This window comes from Rossellomorea oryzaecorticis, from assembly GCF_045897515.1.
Classification (GTDB): domain Bacteria; phylum Bacillota; class Bacilli; order Bacillales; family Bacillaceae_B; genus Rossellomorea; species Rossellomorea enclensis.
The window spans coordinates 33,639-52,147 of record NZ_JBJOSA010000003.1 but is presented as its reverse complement, the minus strand read 5'-3'; the positions used below and the strand labels follow the sequence as shown (position 1 = coordinate 52,147).

The following is an 18,509-nucleotide window of genomic DNA, read 5'->3' as shown; positions in this document are numbered from 1 at the left end:
GCGTAATGAGCATGCTTGAAACGAAAGACTTAACCCTGGCTTATGGTGAAAGGATAATCATCGATGAACTGAATATTGACATTCCCAAAGGGGAAATCACCGTATTCATCGGAGGGAACGGATGCGGGAAGTCGACATTGCTCCGTTCCATCGCGCGTTTATTGAAGCCGAAGCAGGGGTCTGTCCTTTTAGAAGGCGATGCCATTGCCAAGCTGTCCACCAAAGAAGTTGCGCGTAAGATGGCGATCCTTCCGCAATCACCGACGGCTCCCGAGGGGCTGACGGTGCTCCAGCTGGTGAAACAGGGGAGATACCCGCATCAGACATGGCTCAAACAATGGTCCCATAAAGATGAGGAAATCGTCCAGAATGCACTGAAGGCAACAAAAATGGAAGAACTGCAGCACCGCAAAGTCGATGAATTGTCAGGCGGACAGCGCCAGCGTGCCTGGATCGCGCTCACACTTGCCCAGGATACAGACATCATCCTGCTGGATGAGCCGACCACGTATTTGGATATGACCCATCAGATTGAAATCCTCGATCTGCTGTTTGAATTGAATGAAACGGAAGAGCGCACGATTGTCATGGTCCTCCACGATTTGAATCTTGCCTGCCGCTACGCGCACAATATCGTGGCCATCCGGGACCAAAAGATTTATGCACAGGGGAAACCTGAATCAATCATCAGCTGCCAGTTGGTGAAGAATGTCTTTGATATGGACTGCCAGGTGACAAGCGATCCATTATTCGGAACGCCGCTCTGCATCCCGTTCGGCAAAGGCAGATGCATCCTCAATTCTGTTGGTGAGCCGGTATGAGGCCTGCTTCACTGACTGAAGATCAGTGGGCCCTGCTTGAGCAGTACCGCTTTTTGAAGGGGATCCCGTCTGGTTCGGGCGGCACTGAAGCATCGGGGCTTCTTTTTGATGAAGGGAAGATGGTCCGCTATCTTGAAGACAGGTTCGCCCTGATGGGATCCAGCGAGTTGAAGACAGCCGGATCCCTTTTCATGAAGCGGTATGCGTTTGTTGCAGCGCTCGGGGTGCTCGCTGCAACCTGCTGGAACAGGAAATTGAATCTGTCACCAGGCAATCTTGTGCTTGTCGATCATGTAAATGACAATGGGCTGTGGCTCCCTCGAATTCATCTGAAAGATCCAAGTGTCTGGGAATTTACTTCCCCTGCTGAAAAAGATGAATTCATCCATTCCCTGTTCTCGGGGCATCTTGATAAAATGGTCGGCGTGTTGAAACGCTCCGTTAAGCTGCCGGATCTGATCCTGTGGGAAAATGTTGCGGTCTATCTTTTCTGGATTTATGAAAATGAAGCATTTACCTCGGATAGGGATCAGAAGCAGGATGATTTTGTCCAATTACTAAGCGACGAGAACAGCAGGTGGTTCGGTGAATATAAGAAGAATCCTTTAAAGAAATATTATACTGAAAAAGTAAAAGTTGAAGGTCTGGACGATGAAATCCGGGTCCGGAAGACATGCTGTTATTCCTACCGACTGGAGAACGGCGAACAATTCCGCTGTAAGACCTGTCCGCAGACGTGCAAGGTGAAGCGGACGGTTTGTGAATCAAACTAAACTGGAGGTGCTGAATAGCATGAGCGAATTTCCGAAACAATTTGATGCACTCCTTGATAAATACACAGAGCTTCTTATCGGCGACACGTCCCCTGAGAAAAAAGAAATGGTGACCCAATATGCACTCTACTCATTCGTCGCCAAACAAATGCCGGCCCTCGTGAAGCACTGGAATTCACTGTATCCCGACGGCAAAGAAGAAATGAAGAAAATCATCGGTGAGATCAAAGAGCTGAACGAGGCTCATCGTGAGGAAATGAACCGGAAGAAGAAGGATGAATAGACGATTTTTAGCTGATAGGTTTTGAAAGTGCCCTGGGAGGGGTGCTTTTTTTTGTGGGTTGGTATGTGGATGCGGCGGGGGAGGGTGTGTAGTTTTGGGTGTGCGGATGCGTAAGTGTGGCCCATAAAGAAAATTCGACAAATTGCTTGAAAAACGGGGAAAGTGGATCGTATTTCTGAAAAGTGGCACGTATTTTACACAAAAGCCGAATGCTGCGGGGATAGACAGGGTGGTTTTTATAAAAATGAGTCAATTTCTCTTCAATTCAACTGGAATCCTGCCAAAATCAACAGTAAACCGGGCACGACAAAGTCCATTTCTTCCCTCTCAATGCAGCAAACGCTACTCTGAAATAAGCCCGGCTCCTATTTTTCCTCCAATGCTGCAAGAGTCCCCAAAATCCAGTCCAGCCCATTCATCCGTACGCACTAACAAAAAAGCGGTCCCATAAAAAGAGACCGCCGCATCTAAAACAAACTATTGAAGCTGTCCGCCTGCACCTGTCCCATATGGGAACTGGGAAGAGTACTGCTGGTGCTGCTGATAGGACTGCTGGATTTTCTGGCTGTCGGCTGCTTCGAGCTTGTACCAGCCTTTGCGGAACATTTCGTTGTACAGTTCGCGCTGGGCGTTCTGTGTTTCGTTGAAGATCGTAAGCAGATCCTGATACAGCGCCTGGTGGCTTGCTTCATTAAGTGCCGTGCAGTATGAAGCGGTCATGTATTTTTCGTGAGACAGCACGTCTGTGATGAAATCACGGTCATTCATTTGCGGAGTGGATGGGACCTGCGTCTGCGGGTTTTGGATCTTCTGCTGATTTTGGTTTTGCTGATTCATGCGAGTTTAGTCTCCTTTCTACATCATGCCCTGATTAGTAGTAGTTGTGTTCAAGTGTGCCAGCAATTGCTCATAATGGCGCTGATGCATCTGTCCGCACTTATCCAGTTCTGCTCTGATTTCCTGGTCCTGGCACTGGGTAGCTGCAAAATGGCATTTCTTCATAGCCGTCAAATTCCATGCAAGCATATCATTCAAATAAAGTGAATCCTTCGTCGTTAACATCTGAGGGGGCTGCGCATATGCCTGCTGCTGGCTGCCCTGTTGAGGTTGCTGCTGCATAAATAATTCCTCCTTAAAAATAAGTATTTTGACCTAATATATGTTTTGGAAATAAAACCATGCTGAGCTCCAACAACAGTTATTGTGCCTTTTTTCATGCAGGTTATGCACCTTCAACAAATTTCGATAATATTCTACTAAGAAAGTAACAAAAGTATATTCAAAACGTTTAATAGGTGATAAAATGTTGGTAAACAGAATACTACAAGAAATCTTTTCTTTTTATCAAAAAAGAAAACGTTTTCATAGTATGACATATATGTTCTTTTCAGGGAGGTAGCAACATGGAGCAAGCAATGCGTAATTTCTTTTTATTCCTTTCTAAAAATAAACCGATCACTAAAATGGCCAAAAAGTACGGCCTGCGTTTCGGAGCGGCCAGATTTGTCGCAGGTTCTTCAATAGATCAAGCGGTAGAGGTCATTCGTGAATTGAATAAACAGAATCTTGTGGTAACAATTGACTATTTGGGTGAGTTTGTCGATAACGTCGAGGAAGCCAACCAAATGGCACTTGAATGTGTAGAAGCGGTCCGTGCGATCGGGAGGGAGAAGCTGCGTTCCCAGTTATCACTCAAACTGACATCAATGGGACTTGATCTCCAGGAGGATGTTGTAACGAAGAACATGAGGATGATCCTTGAAGAAGCGAAGATACACGATGTATTCGTGACGATCGATATGGAGGATTACTCACGCTGCGAGAAGACGCTCGAGATCTTCAAGACATTGAAATCGGAATATGACAATATTGGTACAGTCATTCAGGCCTACCTTTACAGAACAGAGAAGGATATGGAAGAACTTAACGCCTACTCCCCAAATCTGCGTCTTGTAAAAGGTGCTTATAAAGAGTCGTCGAAAGTTGCATTTCCTGAGAAAAAAGATGTTGATGAAAACTTCAAGAAAATCATCAAGATGCATATGCTGAACGGTAATTATACGGCGATCGCGACACACGATGATAAAATCATCGATTATACTAAGAAGCTTGCTGTAGAACATAACATCCCGCGTGATCAGTTCGAATTCCAGATGCTCTTTGGAATCTGCGTGGAGCGTCAGCGTGAATTGGTGCAGGAAGGCTACAAAATGCGGGTGTATGTCCCTTATGGCACTGACTGGTATGGCTATTTCATGAGACGTCTCGCCGAGCGTCCGGCAAACGTGGCATTTGTTTTGAAAGGTGTCATGAAAAATAAATAGGGGCTGTTTTTTAAAAGGTTGTCGCTTTTCGTTAATAGACTTATAACCTTTTTGCAGCTTGTGGTCGTGCTCTTTTCGAATTCAATCTTCAACAAGAGACGGACGGACAACTTGAAAATACCCATGTTCCGGTATTTTCTTGGTTGTGAAGCAACAAAGTATAAGAAAAGAGCCTAAATAAGAATGGAAAACTCCACGGACCTATTTGTGGAGTTTTTATTTTTTTAATATTCATAACCATCAAGGGGGATTAATTGTGACCTAATTCACAATATAGTATAATTAATATAACTTAAAAACTTTCTACGAGGCGATTAAATGGATTTTTCTATCGAAAATGTTTCATTCCTTCTTGCACTCCTGCTTCTGATCGGCGTCCTTTTTGCCAAGTTTTCCTCAAGTCTTGGCGTACCATCTCTTGTTCTCTTCATTGCTGTCGGAATGCTCCTGAATACATATTTTTTCTTTGATAACGCTCATATCACCCAATTCATCGGTACAATCGCACTCATCATCATCTTATTTGAAGGCGGACTCCAGACGAAATGGAGCAATATAAAGGGTGTGTATAAGCCTTCATTATCACTTGCCACGATCGGGGTGCTCGTGACGACCCTGTCCATCGGGGTTGCCGCAAAATATATCCTCGACCTGAGCTGGCTTGAGGGTATGCTGTTTGGTGCCATTGTCGGGTCCACTGATGCTGCAGCCGTTTTCTCGGTGTTGGGCAATAAAAACATCAAGCCGAAAATTTCCGCCACACTGGAGGCTGAGTCGGGCAGCAACGATCCAATGGCGATCTTCCTGACTGTGGCATTCCTGCAGCTCATCCAATTCCCGAATTCCAATCCGTTCAATCTAGTCCTGGATTTTTTCTGGCAGATGGGGATGGGAGCCTTGTTCGGAGTCTTGTTCGGACTTGCTTCCATTTGGATCATCAACCGGATCAATCTTGATTCTTCGGGTTTATATCCGGTGCTCTCTGTATCATTGGCCATCCTTACTTATTCACTGACCACCATTGCGGGTGCCAGCGGGCTGCTTGCCGTCTATGTGATGGCCATCCTTGTAGGGAACGGGGAACTGACTTACAGGCAGTCCATCATACGTTTCAATGAAGGTTTTGCATGGATGCTGCAGATCGTGATGTTCATCCTCCTGGGTCTGCTTGTATTTCCGCAGCATCTGCCGGGAATCGCACTCCAGGGCATCATATTATCGGTTCTCCTCATCTTTGTCGCCCGTCCGCTTGGTGTCTATATAGCCCTTGCGTTCGGTAAAAGCTTCAATATGAAAGAAAAATTCTTCATATCCTGGGCCGGCCTGAAAGGGGCCGTTCCAATCGTACTTGCCACCTTCCCGATGGTGGCGGGGATTGAAAACAGTGAAATTATTTTCAATGTGGTGTTCTTCGTCGTCCTTTTATCCGCTTTGGTTCAAGGGGCAACGATCACCCCGCTTGCGAATTATCTCAAGCTTGCCGGAAAGGACCGTCCGCCGCTTGCCCACACGATTGAACTTGTTAGCATCGGTAAGACCAATAATGAAATGATCGAAGTCCACATCAATGACGAAGCATTCATCACCGGTAAAGCCATCAAGGAGATCGAACTCCCTAAAAAGACCCTGATTTCTGCAGTCATTCGGGAAAATGACCTCATCACCCCCACAGGGGATACCATCATCAAAGCAGACGATACGCTGTATGTGCTTGCAAGTAAAAGCCAACGGAAGCATATTCATCAGCTGTTGAATGCAAAGAAAGACTCTGACGGCTCGGCCGGCGGGCACGTGAAAGATAATGAGGGACTGAACCAGGCTGAAACAGGTGACGTTCTTGAAGAAGAGAGTCAAGATGAAGTAAGCCGCTCAAGTCAAGAGGGCCTTCATATAGAGAATACTGAGAGTGGCAGATCAGCCGAAGCGTCTAAAGAAAACGATGAAAAAAATGCGTCGGATGTAAATGACGAACCTCCACCGGAATCCGAAACGGAATCGAAAAACAGTATAATAAAAAAGGACCTGTAGAAGGGTCCTTTTTTGTTATGCCTTCATTTTCACCTCATGGCGATGGAATAAGAATCCGAACAGGGAGGCAAGCACCTGCTGGAAGAGCATGCCGATCACAACCGGAACGGCAACGGCAGCAGGGAAGTACTGAACGGCGATGACCGCCCCGGCACTGATGTTTCTCATCCCTCCGGTGAATAACAGGCTTGCTTTCGTATCCCTCGTTTGCTTCAGCAGGGTACCGAGGAGCCATGCGAGGGCGAATCCTGAAAAGGCGATGAATAAAACCGTTAAAGCAATCAGTAATAATTTCAAGCTGATATGTCTTAAATAAGGTGCAACAGCAGATGAGTTGATTGCGACAACGACCCCGATCCCTATTTTGGAAAAAGGGGACAATTGTTTTCCCAATGTGTCCTTGATGCTTCCTTTCGTAAGGTGATTTAACAGCATCCCGATCAGCGACGGAATCACAACCATCCAGAGGAGGCCGGCCATAATGCTCCAGCTGTCCATCTCCACCTTTTGTCCGACAATTAGAGAAAGGCTGGCCGGGACGATGAATGGGGAAAGGATCGTATCCACGAGGATGATCGACAGTGCAAGACCGATATTCCCCTTATAAATGGTGACCCAGACAAAGCTCGTGATCCCGGTTGGAATGACCATAGCGAGCAGAAGCCCCGTCACTGTGAGCCCGTCTTCGGGAAACACGATGCTTCCCATCCCGAACGCCCACAGCGGCATCAATATATGAAGAATGAATAGGGAAGTCAGAAGCGGTAGCGGGAATGTAACGGCCCGTTTGACGGAATGAAAATTAGAGCTCAATGAGCCTGAAAAAGTCATAATTGCGAAAACCCACGGGACCATGAACGTCAAAGGAGATAAATAAGGAGAGAACAAGACACCGATCAATACGGCAGACGGCGTTATGAAAGGCATGAGCTTCTCCAATTTTTTATTTAATACCTGCAGCATCTTAACGCTCCCATACATATAATAGAATAATAGAATCATCATATCATTTTTCGGCTTGTATTTTCCTGGAATTTGTTTGGTGAAAAGAAAAACGACCGCTCCGGGGAAGAAGGGTCGTTTTCGGGTACAGATTATTCGGTTGGGACAGCCACTTTAGCAACAGCTTTCCTTTCAAAAAGCTGTTCGAAAATCGGATATAGATATTGGACGACGAATCCTAACAGGACCGTGACCAGGATGGTGCCGATTCCGATATCTCCCCTGAATAAGAAAGCAAGTGTCAACGCAAATCCTTCAGACAGGATCCGCGAGTTTCTAAGATTCAGGCCGAAACGGGTATGGATTGCCACCATCAGCGTGTCCATCGGACTTGCAGGGAAATTAGCCTGGAGATAGATAGCTACACCTAGCCCCACTGTCAGGATGCCGAATCCAAGCGCAATGAATTGATTAATGAGCATGGATGGAGCAAATTCAGCCAATACGATCATCAGCCAGAAATCAATTAATAGTCCGATCACAAAGATCGTTGCCGTTGCCAGGATATCCGGGCGTTTCTTCATAATCACGGCATTGAGTGCGATCAACACAATCCCATTGATGAATACCGCCGTACCAACCGTGATCCCGAACATCCTGGATTGACCGACCGCCAGCGCATCCCATGCAGAAGCCCCGAGCCCCGATTTAATGATAAGGGAAACCCCCAGTGTCAAAATGAATAATCCTATAGTAAAAAATAACGATCTGCGCATCATCATCGTATGTCATTCTCCTTGTCTGTAAACGTTATCAAAAATAAGCAGGCTGCCAGTCTTACTGCCAAGAGAAAAGTAAGAGGTCTGACAACCTGATGCAATACTATTAGTTTACTTCATAATGTACGAGGAATCAAAGTTAATTTTTGCATTTGCATGTATGTAGGGACAGGTAGAAGAATTTATCAGGGGGATGGGAGTTGCAGCGCAAATTCCATTTATTTCAAAAATCATCATATAATAGAATAAATTCAGCATAAATGAAAATTTGTCAGCATATATCGGAAAAAGTCAGCATAAAATGAATTTTTTCAGCATAAATCTAAAAAAGTCAGCATAAAACGAAAACGTCCGTAAAAACCCGGTCAGCTAGGTCGAGGTCGCAAGTACGTTCCACCGGTCGAACTAAAGCCATTCAGCTCATGAAAATCCATGCTGAATACTCACAGGCACCCCTAATGATGCCTGTGACCATCCATTATTGCTTCTTGAATTGATTGTTCTGACTGTTTACTTTTCCGCCGCCGTCAGCTTCAACTGTCGGGCCGGCATTTCCTTTTACACTGGCTGCGCTGACGCCTGCTCTTGAAGGATCTTTTTTGCGTTTTGCCATGAAAAACACCTCCATTCTTAAAATGTCCTGATGGCGGGGAGTTTATGACATGAACATATGGGAGAGGGCCAAGGAATTGGAGCCACTTCAGAAAAACTGAAAAAATTTCACAATTTTAAACGTTTAAATATTGCGATATTTTAGAATATCCGATATATTATAGATAACAGAAACTCATTCGGATCTTTTTTTTGAAGAAAAAATGAATGAGTATTCATTCAAAGTTGTCCGGACCTGACCAATCAGGCCGGTTATCCAATGAAACACAGTGCAAACAAAGGGGGAGAACACATTGACGCGCAGAATTCAAAAAGCTGCAGTATTGGGATCGGGAGTAATGGGATCCGGGATTGCGGCACATTTAGCGAACATCGGTATTCCAACACTATTATTAGACATCGTCCCGCGTGAATTGACAGAAGAAGATAAAGCGAAGGGTTTGACAACAGAAAGCAAGGCGTTTCGCAATCGCATGAGTGAAAACGCTTTAAAAAAGCTCCTTAAACAAAAACCTGCTCCACTCACTTCCAAACAAAACTTATCGCTGATCACAGCAGGTAACTTTGAAGACGACATGGAGAAAATCAGCGAGTGCGACTGGGTCATCGAGGTCGTCGTTGAAAATCTGGACATTAAAAAGAAAGTATTCGAACAGGTTGAACAACACCGTAAGCCTGGCAGCATCATCAGCTCCAATACATCGGGTATTTCAATCGAAGCGATGGCAGAAGGCCGTTCGGACGATTTCCAGAAGAACTTCCTCGGCACCCACTTCTTCAATCCGCCGCGCTACCTGAAACTTCTTGAAGTCATCCCGACTAAGAAGACCGATCGTGACGTGGTGGACTTCATGAAAACGTTCGGTGAAGATGCACTCGGGAAGGGCGTCGTCTTTGCAAAAGATACACCGAACTTCATCGCAAACCGAATCGGGACATACGGCCTGCTTGTGACCGTACAGGAAATGCTCAAAGGCGGATACAGCGTAGGTGAGGTAGATTCCATCACAGGCCCGTTAATCGGCAGACCGAAGAGTGCAACGTTCAGGACGCTTGATGTCGTTGGTCTGGATACGTTCGCTCACGTGGCGAAAAATGTCTATGACCAAGTGGACGGGGACGAGAAGAAGGTATTCGAAGTACCGGCATTCATGCAGAAGATGCTTGATAACGGCTGGCTTGGAAGCAAGAGCGGCCAGGGATTCTTCCTGAAGCAGGGGAAAGAAATCCTTGAATTGGACCCGGACACCTTGGAATACGGGCCGCGTAAAAAGCTGAAGACCGCTTCTGTAGAAATGAGCAAGAATGAAAAGGGACTCCGGAATAAAATCAAGTCCCTCGCCTATGCGAAAGATAAAGCAGGTTCCCTCCTTTGGAACATCCTGTCCCCGGTGCTTACTTATTCCGCGCAGCTGCACGGTGAAATCGCTGATGATATCGTGGCGATCGACCGCGCCATGAAATGGGGATTCGGCTGGGAGCTTGGACCGTTTGAAACTTGGGATAGCATCGGGGTTGAAAGATCCGTTACACGAATGAAAGAAGAAGGCGTGACCGTACCTCAGTGGGTGGAAGACATGCTCGAGGCTGGCCATACGCATTTTTATAAAGAAGAAGAGGGAGAGCTGTATTTCTACCATAATGGTGAATACAAGCTTGTAGAGCGTAACCCGAAAGTGATCGACTTGAAGCTGTTGAAAAAGCAAGGCAAGCTTCTCAAGAAAAATTCAGGTGCAAGCCTGATCGATATCGGGGACGGTGTCGCACTCCTTGAATTCCATTCTCCTAACAACGCAATCGGATTGGATATCATCCAGATGATCAACTACGCGGTTGATGAAGTAGAGAAGAATTTCAAAGGTCTGGTCATCGGAAACCAGGCCAAGAACTTCTGTGTAGGTGCCAACCTCGCGATGATCCTGATGGAAGCGCAGGATGACAACGTATTTGAAATTGATATGGTTGTCCGTCACTTCCAGCAGGCGATGATGAAAGTCAAATATTCCACTAAACCGGTCGTTGCTGCACCATTCGGCATGACGCTCGGCGGCGGAAGTGAAGTCTGCCTGCCGGCTGCACATATTCAGGCAAGCATGGAAACTTATATGGGGCTTGTGGAAGTCGGAGTCGGCCTGATCCCGGGCGGAGGCGGAAACAAAGAACTTTATATGAAACATCTAGCGAACCTTCCGAATGGAGTGGAATTCGACCTTCAGAAAGTAGCGAATAAAGTATTCGAAACGATCGCCATGGCAAAAGTGTCGACCTCAGGCGATGAAGCAAGGGAAAACAACTTCCTCAGCAAGGCTGACGGCGTGAGTGTGAACGGCGATCATTTATTATATGATGCGAAACAGGCTGCGATCGCCCTCTATGAGAGCGGGTATAAAGCACCGATTCGCAAGAAAGTCCCGGTAACAGGCGAAACGGGATACGGTACGCTTTTACTGGGAGCACAATCCATGTATCAATCAGGATTCATCTCAGAACACGACCTTTTGATCGCCAAGAAGCTGGCGTACGTGATCGCCGGCGGAAAAGTGCCGTTCGGGACAGAAGTTGATGAACAGTATTTATTGGATCTTGAAAGGGAAGCATTCCTGAGTCTGATCGCTCAGCCGAAATCACAGCAAAGAATGCAGCACATGCTTGTCAAAGGGAAACCATTACGCAACTAATCATATAAAACCAATCCAGAAAGCGGGGGAACATCATGCGTGAAGCAGTCATAGTGGCTGGTGCCAGAACACCAGTCGGAAGATCAAGAAAAGGGTCATTGGCAAGTGTCAGACCGGATGACCTTGGTGCCCTGGTCGTTAAAGAAACATTGAAACGCGCGGGAAATTATGAAGGGAATATCGACGATCTGATCATCGGATGCGCGATGCCGGAAGCCGAACAGGGCCTCAACATGGCAAGAAATATCGGAGGCCTTGCAGGGCTTCCGAGCTCGGTTCCTGCCATTACGATCAACCGTTACTGCTCATCAGGCTTGCAGTCAATCGCCTATGCAGCCGAGAAAATCATGCTGGGCCATTCTGACACGGCGATTGCCGGCGGAGCGGAATCAATGAGTCTTGTACCAATGATGGGGCACGTCGTACGCCCGAATGCTAAGCTTGCTGAAACGGCTCCACAGTACTACATGAGCATGGGCCATACGGCAGAAGAAGTGGCGAAGAAATTCGGCGTATCACGTGAAGACCAGGATGAATTTGCAGTGAGGAGCCACCAGAAAGCAGCAAAAGCGATAGCCGAAGGAAAATTCGACGATGAAATCGTGCCGGTAGATGTGGTCCAGCGTACTGTGAATGCTGAGAACAAACTGGTAGAAAAGACGTTTCAATTTGCAAAAGATGAAGGAGTACGTGCTGGAACAAATTCACAGGTACTTGGCAAACTGCGCCCAGCCTTCAATGTAAAAGGGTCTGTAACGGCAGGGAACTCGTCTCAAACAAGTGACGGGGCTGCAGCAGTGATGGTCATGGACCGTGAAAAAGCAGACGGCCTCGGCTTGCAGCCGATGGCGAAGTTCAGAAGCTTTGCCGTAGCAGGGGTGCCGCCTGAAATCATGGGAATAGGTCCTGTCGAAGCGATTCCCCGTGCACTGAAGATGGCAGGTCTTGAGCTGTCTGATATCGGCCTGTTCGAACTGAACGAAGCATTCGCTTCACAGTCGATCCAGGTCATCCGCCAGCTTGACCTTGATGAAGACAAAGTGAACGTAAACGGCGGTGCGATCGCACTCGGTCACCCGCTTGGATGCACAGGTGCAAAATTGACCCTGTCACTCGTCCACGAAATGAAACGCCGCAACCAGCAATTCGGCATCGTCACCATGTGCATCGGCGGCGGAATGGGAGCAGCCGGGGTGTTTGAACTAATTGGTTAACTCATTTCTAATGCTGAAATGACATTTGATTGAGTTTCTATTAAGCAACTAAGATTTGATAATTTATTAACCATATTGAAAAACGAGAGTGGATTGGAGCGGAAGGCACTTGACTCCGACGGGAGATAGAGGAAAGGTCGAGACCCCGCAGGAGCGCAGCGACGAGGAGGCTCGACTTCCTCCCCGCGGAAAGCAGGTGCCTGCAGCGGAAAGGAACGGTCTACGTTTCTAAGGAACATCAATATTAGGATATGGCCATTTATAAAAAACGTTAAGGGGATGTCAAATATGGCAAATCAAACTGATAAATTGATTAAGGGTGGAAGTTTTTTAATCGAAGATGTGAGCTTTGATCAAGTATTCACACCTGAAGAATATTCAGACGAACAAAAAATGATCGCGAAAACCACTGAAGATTATGTCTTGAATGAAGTGGTACCGGTCATCGACAATCTTGAAAACCACGAATTCGATCATTCCGTACGCTTATTGAAAGAAGCAGGGGAACTTGGTCTCCTTGGAGCGGATGTACCTGAAGAGTACGGCGGACTAGGTCTAGATAAAGTGAGTTCTGCGTTGATTGCTGAAAAAATGTCCCGTGCAGGCGGTTTCTCCATCTCCCACGGTGCCCATGTCGGGATCGGGTCACTTCCGATCGTCCTTTTCGGTAACGAAGATCAAAAGCAAAAGTACCTTCCTGCGCTGGCAACAGGTGAAAAGCTTGCGGCGTATGCATTGACGGAGCCGGGTTCAGGTTCGGATGCACTTGGTGCGAAGACGACAGCGAAACTGAACGAAGCGGGCACGCACTATATTTTAAATGGTGAAAAGCAATGGATCACAAACTCTGCATTCGCTGATGTATTCGTTGTATATGCGAAAATCGACGGCGAGCATTTCTCAGCGTTCATTGTTGAAAAAGATTATCCAGGCGTATCGACAGGACCGGAAGAAAAGAAAATGGGAATCAAGAGTTCTTCCACACGTACATTGATCCTGGAAGATGCTGAAATTCCTGCAGAAAACCTTCTCGGCCAGGCAGGAAAAGGGCATATCATCGCCTTCAACATCCTGAATATCGGGCGTTACAAGCTTGGTGTAGGTGCAGTCGGTGCCAGTAAACGTGCGTTTGAAGTGACGGTTCAATACACAAATCAGCGCCAGCAGTTCAAGACACCGATTTCTTCTTTCAACCTGACAAAAGAAAAACTGGCGACGATGGCAGCGAAATTGTACGCAGCCGAAAGCTCCGTATACCGTACTGTAGGATTATTCGAAGACCGCATGAGCAAGCTTACGGATGAAGAAGTGAAAAATGGAACGGAAGTGGCGAAGTCGATCGCTGAATATGCCATCGAGTGTTCATTGAATAAATTCTTCGCGACGGAAGTGCTGGATTATGTTGTAGATGAAGGCGTCCAGCTTCACGGCGGTTACGGCTTCATGCAGGAATATGAGATTGAAAGAATGTACCGCGATTCCCGAATCAACCGTATCTTCGAAGGAACGAATGAAATCAACCGCCTTCTTGTACCGGGCACATACCTTCGTAAAGCAATGAAAGGCGAACTGCCGCTGCTGCAGAAAGCTCAGGCTCTTCAGGAAGAACTGATGATGCTTATGCCTGAAGAAGTTGGCGACGAGCCGCTGGCACAAGAGAAATATCTTGTGAAAAATGCGAAGAAGATCGGCTTGATGCTTGCTGGATTAGCTGCTCAGAAGTTCGGAAAGGCACTCGAAAAAGAGCAGGAAATCCTTGTGAACATCGCGGATATCGTATCAAACGCTTATGCAATGGAATCCGTTGTCCTTCGTACAGAAAAAGCGCTTGAGAAGGGCGGAGCTGAAAAAGCGAAGCAAAAACTTCTTTACACACAAATCTTCTGTCAGGAAGCGTTCAATGAAATCGAAGCACATGCAAAAGAAACCCTTGTCGCAACCGAACAGGGTGACACTCTGCGCATGATGCTCTCAGCGCTCCGTAAATTCACGCGCCACACACCGATCAACGTGATCGCAGTGAAACGTGAAGCATCTGAAAAGCTGGTTGACGCTGAGAAGTACGTAGTTTGATAAGTGAATTTTTATAAGAGAAACGGACCTCCGATCGGCGGGGGTCCGTTTTTTGTATTGGATGGAAGTTAGTAGTTCTTCAAGAGTACAGGCCACTTACCTATTTTCTTGACTTAACGCTTGATCGTAATTATTATATGTTTAAACGTTTAAACATAACAACATAAAATAAAGGTGGCTGCCAAAATGAATAACAAAACAGTTCTGATCACTGGGGCATCAAGCGGAATCGGCCTTAGCTTCAGTCATAAATTTGCACAAGACGGACATGATGTAGTCCTTGTCGCCCGCAGTAAGGATAAGCTTCTATCACTTGCTGAGGAATTAGAGGGAAAATACAGTGTCAAGGCACATGTAATCGATGGAGACTTAGCCAAAACAGGAGCTTCCAAATCTATATACGAACAGGTTACTGCGAAAGGCATTGAAGTTGATACGCTGATCAACAATGCCGGTTTCGGCTTGTTCGGCGAATTCGAACAGACAGAAATAAGTAAAGAAGTCGATATGATACAAGTAAATATAACCGCTCTGACCGAGCTCAGTAAGTATTTTGGCAAAGAGATGGTAAAGCGGAAACAAGGACAGATCCTGAACGTCGCTTCTACCGCAGCTTTCCAGCCTGGTCCGTTAATGGCCGTCTATTATGCAACCAAGGCTTACGTCCTTTCATTCTCAGAGGCCCTTGCGAATGAATGGGAATCTCATGGAGTAGAAGTTATGGCTCTTTGCCCGGGTGCAACCTCTACAGGGTTTAAAGATGCAGCAGACCTTCAACAGTCAAAACTTTTTCAGTCAGGGGTCATGACTGTTGAGGAAGTAGTGGATGAAGCTTACAAAAAAATGACCCAAAAGAAGGTTGTCATCATACCGGGGGTGAAGAATAGATTGCTTGCAGGATCTATCCGATTCCTCCCGCGCAGGATGGTCACAAAGTTTGTGCGCAAAGTCCAGGAACGGATATAATAATAGCGGAAAGAAAGAGAAGGGTGAACATTATGGGGCAAAAAGCCATTGAAGTATTCCGTGCTTGCACACCTTTATTTCAAGCATTAAGCGACTCTTACAGGCAGGATATCATTGTCCTCCTCGCCGATAAAGAACCTCTGACTGTCAACGAAATCACTGAGCATCTCACACTTTCAAGGCCTGCTGTTTCGCATCACTTAAAGATACTTAGGGATCAGAAGCTTGTGTCCATGGAGCAGAAAGGGACTCAGCGCTTTTATTCGCTTGAGCTTGATCATGCGGCTGCACTGCTTAAAGAGCTTGTAGGGACAATTGAAAATCATTGCGAATAAACCTTCTGTAAAAGAAGGAAAATAACGAAGTCTGTCGAATGTAGTCTAGTGGAAGAGATGAAGCCTTCCTTCGTGAAAAGACGGAAGGCAATCTATATGGTTTAAGCAGAAGAAAACCGGACAGGAATCGAAAGGTGGTGGTAATATGTCATTGTCATTTTACTCATATCCGAAATGCGGTACATGCCGCAAAGCCAAGAAATGGCTTGAAGACAATAACGCTGACTTTAATGAAATACATATCGTTGAAAATCCCCCGTCCAAGGAAGAACTGAAAAGCCTTTACGAAAAAAGCGGCATGCCGTTGAAAAAGTTCTTCAATACAAGCGGGAAAAAGTATCGAGAGCTTGGATTGAAGGATAAAGTGAATTCTGCTTCCGACGAAGAACTGCTTGAGATCCTTTCTTCAGACGGGATGCTCATCAAACGTCCAATCGCGACTGACGGCTCAAAAGTGACTGTTGGATTCAAGGAAGAAACGTTTGAAGAAACATGGAAATAGAGCCATGTCAGGACGGAGTTGGAAGGTTCTGTAACAGTAAATAAAAAGTTTTATGGGAAACTTTTTGTTTTCTTGCTTTTTCATTTAAAAGTGTGTCAATATTAGGTTGTATAACAAGGATTTGGAGGGATTTGAAATGAGTACACCGAAAGATCTTCGATATTCAGAAGAACATGAATGGGTCAAAACAGAAGGGGAAAAAGTACGAATTGGAATCACAGCATTTGCACAATCCGAACTTGGCGACATCGTATTCGTTGAACTGCCGGAAGTTGGCGACGAAGTAACCGCTTCAGAACCTTTCGGAAGCGTTGAGTCTGTTAAGACTGTTTCTGAACTGTATGCTCCGGTTTCGGGTAAAGTCGTGGAAGTGAACGATGAACTTGCTGACAGCCCTGAATTCGTGAACGAGTCCCCTTACGAAAAAGCTTGGATGATCGTCATTGAACCTGCTGATGCCGGTGAAGTGGACAAGCTTATGAGTGCAGAACAATATGATGAAATGATTAACGAAGGTTAATGGCTGACACCTTGAGTGAATTCTCAAGGTGTTTTGTTTTTTATTTGGGGCATTCTAACGATAGAAACCATTATAGAAGGGATGACCCCTATGACACTCGAACCGAAAAAACTCGATGTCACCGACCGTGTGACAGGAAAATTAAAAAATGGAGAGCTGGAATTGTATCTCGATAATCAGCCGGTCGGCAGAATGGCTGTTCCGCTTGACGGGATTTCCATGGAACCTAATTTTGAAACGAAAGAAAACAAAATTTTTCAAAGCTACACCGCGACAGAAGGGTCTGATACACGATATACAGACTGCGATGAAGGCGGCTGGTGTTAAGCTCCTAAATAGGGTGCCGGACTTCTCCTGATGGACAGCCGGCACCCTTTTGCCTATAATAAAGCTGATTCAAGGTTATTGATTATGTATATATACTTCATAGATGCTGTCTCAACTGCTTAGTTAGTAAAAGAATAATGTATAAGCCTGTTCCAGGTGATGATTGGGGTGCAAGAGGAAGACTTCTTTGGGAAATGTGAGACTTATCCAGCTATAGGGCTTAAAGACACATGTCATAAGTCAAATCATCCAAATGAGCGCCTTCGTTGCCGCTTCGCCTTATGACACCCGTCTCTGAGCGAAGCCCCTCCACTTTTCTACTCTCAGGATGGTACGACCGAGGAGGCTCACTGGCTGCCTGCCGAAAGCGAAGTCTTGGTGCGGAAATCAACAGCGGGTTTAAACACAGCCTTTTTCCTTTCTATTTCCTCAAAAAAATGAGAAGATATGAGTAAGTAGTGGACATCATCTCTAAATAATTGAATATACTATCCTAATCTTATTTTCTGAAAGATAAGGTGATGACAATGTTTGAAATTGGTGATGAAAAAGTAATTATCGTTGAAGGTACGACAGATAAACGAAAGGTTAAAGGAATCATAAAGGAACCGATTGAAATTATCTGTACGAACGGAACCATCAGCATCACAAAAATGGACGAACTGATCGATTCGCTGGAACAGAGAGATGTTTATATACTTGTGGATGCCGATCATGCAGGCGAAAAGCTGAGGAAGCAATTCAAGCGTGAATTCCCGGAAGCAGAACACTTATATATCGACCGGATGTATAAAGAAGTGGCATCTGCACCCGAGTATCATCTTGCTTCAGTACTGGTTGGCGCAAATATCGATGTACACACGGAATATTTGGAAAAAAGGATGAGTTAAGTTGAACGAGGTAAGTAATGAAAGAGCACTGTATGATGCAATCAATACACATGAGCTGGCCGCCGTGTATCTCTACACCCCGATGTGCGGGACATGCCAGGTAGCCGGGAGGATGCTTGACATCGTGGAAAAGCTCCCTCATGCTTTTCATTTCGAAAAAGTCAATTTGAATTACTTGCAGCAGTTTGCAGAAGAGCAATCAATAGAAAGTGTTCCTTGTCTGCTCCTATATAAGAATTCGAAGGAAATTGAAAGGATCTATGCCTTTCAATCGGTTCCTTATCTATACGACATGCTGAAGAAAACCGAGACCTTTACGAGCTAAGGGTCTTTTTTTATGTCATTTATATAATTTTTCTTCGATGAGTAAGGAAAACCTTTCTACAAACAAGGACATATTTCTCGGGAAATTTTTAGAGAAATTGCTCGGAATTTATATTCT

At 45.7% G+C, this 18,509-nt stretch carries 20 protein-coding genes; 15 read left to right on the top strand and 5 right to left on the bottom strand.

All coding sequences use genetic code 11. The features are described from left to right. Positions 1-5 precede the first annotated feature (5 nt). Genes ACKA06_RS04510 through ACKA06_RS04500 form a run of 3 tightly spaced genes read left to right on the top strand, consistent with a single transcriptional unit; the run spans position 6 to position 1,877 of the window. Positions 6-821: an ABC transporter ATP-binding protein gene (locus tag ACKA06_RS04510; RefSeq protein ID WP_411159056.1), complete on the top strand. Its 816-nt coding sequence runs from the start codon at positions 6-8 to the stop codon at positions 819-821. After that, positions 818-1,594 (top strand): IucA/IucC family C-terminal-domain containing protein, encoded by a 777-nt coding sequence (locus tag ACKA06_RS04505; protein WP_411159055.1) that lies wholly within the window; start codon positions 818-820, stop codon positions 1,592-1,594. Before ACKA06_RS04510 ends, ACKA06_RS04505 begins: the two co-directional genes overlap by 4 nt. A gap of 19 nt (positions 1,595-1,613) precedes the next feature. Continuing rightward, positions 1,614-1,877 (top strand): DUF2573 family protein, encoded by a 264-nt coding sequence (locus tag ACKA06_RS04500; protein WP_411159054.1) that lies wholly within the window; start codon positions 1,614-1,616, stop codon positions 1,875-1,877. Between the two features lie 477 nt (positions 1,878-2,354). Here the strand turns inward: ACKA06_RS04500 and ACKA06_RS04495 are convergent, their stop codons facing one another. Then, complete coding sequence (locus ACKA06_RS04495) at positions 2,355-2,714, bottom strand: spore coat protein (protein ID WP_058299830.1); 360 nt, start codon at positions 2,712-2,714, stop codon at positions 2,355-2,357. An 18-nt stretch (positions 2,715-2,732) separates the two neighbouring features. Next, a complete protein-coding gene (locus tag ACKA06_RS04490) occupies positions 2,733-2,996 on the bottom strand; it encodes a hypothetical protein (protein ID WP_058299829.1) in 264 nt (87 codons plus the stop codon). Positions 2,997-3,280: 284 nt separating this feature from the next. Between ACKA06_RS04490 and ACKA06_RS04485 the strand changes: the two genes are divergently transcribed. Beyond that, the gene (locus tag ACKA06_RS04485; protein WP_411159053.1) at positions 3,281-4,201 is read left to right on the top strand and encodes a proline dehydrogenase family protein; all 921 of its coding nucleotides are present in this window, start codon (positions 3,281-3,283) and stop codon (positions 4,199-4,201) included. A 318-nt stretch (positions 4,202-4,519) separates the two neighbouring features. Further along, positions 4,520-6,229, top strand: coding sequence for a potassium/proton antiporter (locus tag ACKA06_RS04480; RefSeq protein ID WP_411159052.1), 1,710 nt, complete (start codon positions 4,520-4,522; stop codon positions 6,227-6,229). Between the two features lie 15 nt (positions 6,230-6,244). On the opposite strand, the gene ACKA06_RS04475 is transcribed toward ACKA06_RS04480, so the two are convergent. From ACKA06_RS04475 to ACKA06_RS04465, 3 genes are all read right to left on the bottom strand, one after another. Next, positions 6,245-7,192 carry a bile acid:sodium symporter family protein gene (locus ACKA06_RS04475; protein ID WP_032086517.1) on the bottom strand — a complete coding sequence of 316 codons (948 nt, stop codon included), beginning with the start codon at positions 7,190-7,192 and terminating at the stop codon, positions 6,245-6,247. Between the two features lie 131 nt (positions 7,193-7,323). Further along, on the bottom strand, positions 7,324-7,953 hold the full coding sequence (locus ACKA06_RS04470; protein WP_411159051.1) for a YczE/YyaS/YitT family protein: 630 nt from the start codon (positions 7,951-7,953) through the stop codon (positions 7,324-7,326). Between the two features lie 475 nt (positions 7,954-8,428). Further along, the gene (locus tag ACKA06_RS04465) at positions 8,429-8,563 is read right to left on the bottom strand and encodes a YuzL family protein (protein ID WP_074440089.1); all 135 of its coding nucleotides are present in this window, start codon (positions 8,561-8,563) and stop codon (positions 8,429-8,431) included. Between the two features lie 292 nt (positions 8,564-8,855). Between ACKA06_RS04465 and ACKA06_RS04460 the strand changes: the two genes are divergently transcribed. The 10 genes from ACKA06_RS04460 (at position 8,856) to ACKA06_RS04415 (ending at position 18,392) form a co-directional block, all read left to right on the top strand. After that, a complete protein-coding gene (locus ACKA06_RS04460) occupies positions 8,856-11,240 on the top strand; it encodes a 3-hydroxyacyl-CoA dehydrogenase/enoyl-CoA hydratase family protein (RefSeq protein WP_032086516.1) in 2,385 nt (794 codons plus the stop codon). A 35-nt stretch (positions 11,241-11,275) separates the two neighbouring features. Further along, positions 11,276-12,454, top strand: a complete 1,179-nt coding sequence (locus ACKA06_RS04455; RefSeq protein ID WP_411159050.1) for an acetyl-CoA C-acetyltransferase — start codon at positions 11,276-11,278, stop codon at positions 12,452-12,454. 288 nt (positions 12,455-12,742) lie between these two features. Next, positions 12,743-14,527, top strand: coding sequence for an acyl-CoA dehydrogenase family protein (locus tag ACKA06_RS04450; RefSeq protein WP_032086514.1), 1,785 nt, complete (start codon positions 12,743-12,745; stop codon positions 14,525-14,527). Between the two features lie 186 nt (positions 14,528-14,713). Further along, positions 14,714-15,493, top strand: a complete 780-nt coding sequence (locus tag ACKA06_RS04445; RefSeq protein WP_198257924.1) for an SDR family NAD(P)-dependent oxidoreductase — start codon at positions 14,714-14,716, stop codon at positions 15,491-15,493. 32 nt (positions 15,494-15,525) lie between these two features. Continuing rightward, on the top strand, positions 15,526-15,828 hold the full coding sequence (locus ACKA06_RS04440; protein WP_032086512.1) for an ArsR/SmtB family transcription factor: 303 nt from the start codon (positions 15,526-15,528) through the stop codon (positions 15,826-15,828). Positions 15,829-15,973: 145 nt separating this feature from the next. Continuing rightward, the gene (locus ACKA06_RS04435; protein ID WP_032086511.1) at positions 15,974-16,330 is read left to right on the top strand and encodes an arsenate reductase family protein; all 357 of its coding nucleotides are present in this window, start codon (positions 15,974-15,976) and stop codon (positions 16,328-16,330) included. Positions 16,331-16,466: 136 nt separating this feature from the next. Beyond that, positions 16,467-16,850 carry a glycine cleavage system protein GcvH gene (gcvH, locus tag ACKA06_RS04430; RefSeq protein WP_032086510.1) on the top strand — a complete coding sequence of 128 codons (384 nt, stop codon included), beginning with the start codon at positions 16,467-16,469 and terminating at the stop codon, positions 16,848-16,850. A 90-nt stretch (positions 16,851-16,940) separates the two neighbouring features. Continuing rightward, positions 16,941-17,177 (top strand): YusG family protein, encoded by a 237-nt coding sequence (locus ACKA06_RS04425; protein WP_032086537.1) that lies wholly within the window; start codon positions 16,941-16,943, stop codon positions 17,175-17,177. Positions 17,178-17,704: 527 nt separating this feature from the next. Further along, positions 17,705-18,067: a toprim domain-containing protein gene (locus tag ACKA06_RS04420; RefSeq protein ID WP_058299823.1), complete on the top strand. Its 363-nt coding sequence runs from the start codon at positions 17,705-17,707 to the stop codon at positions 18,065-18,067. Between the two features lies 1 nt (position 18,068). Then, on the top strand, positions 18,069-18,392 hold the full coding sequence (locus tag ACKA06_RS04415) for a thioredoxin family protein (RefSeq protein WP_411159049.1): 324 nt from the start codon (positions 18,069-18,071) through the stop codon (positions 18,390-18,392). The last annotated feature ends 117 nt before the right edge of the window (positions 18,393-18,509 follow it).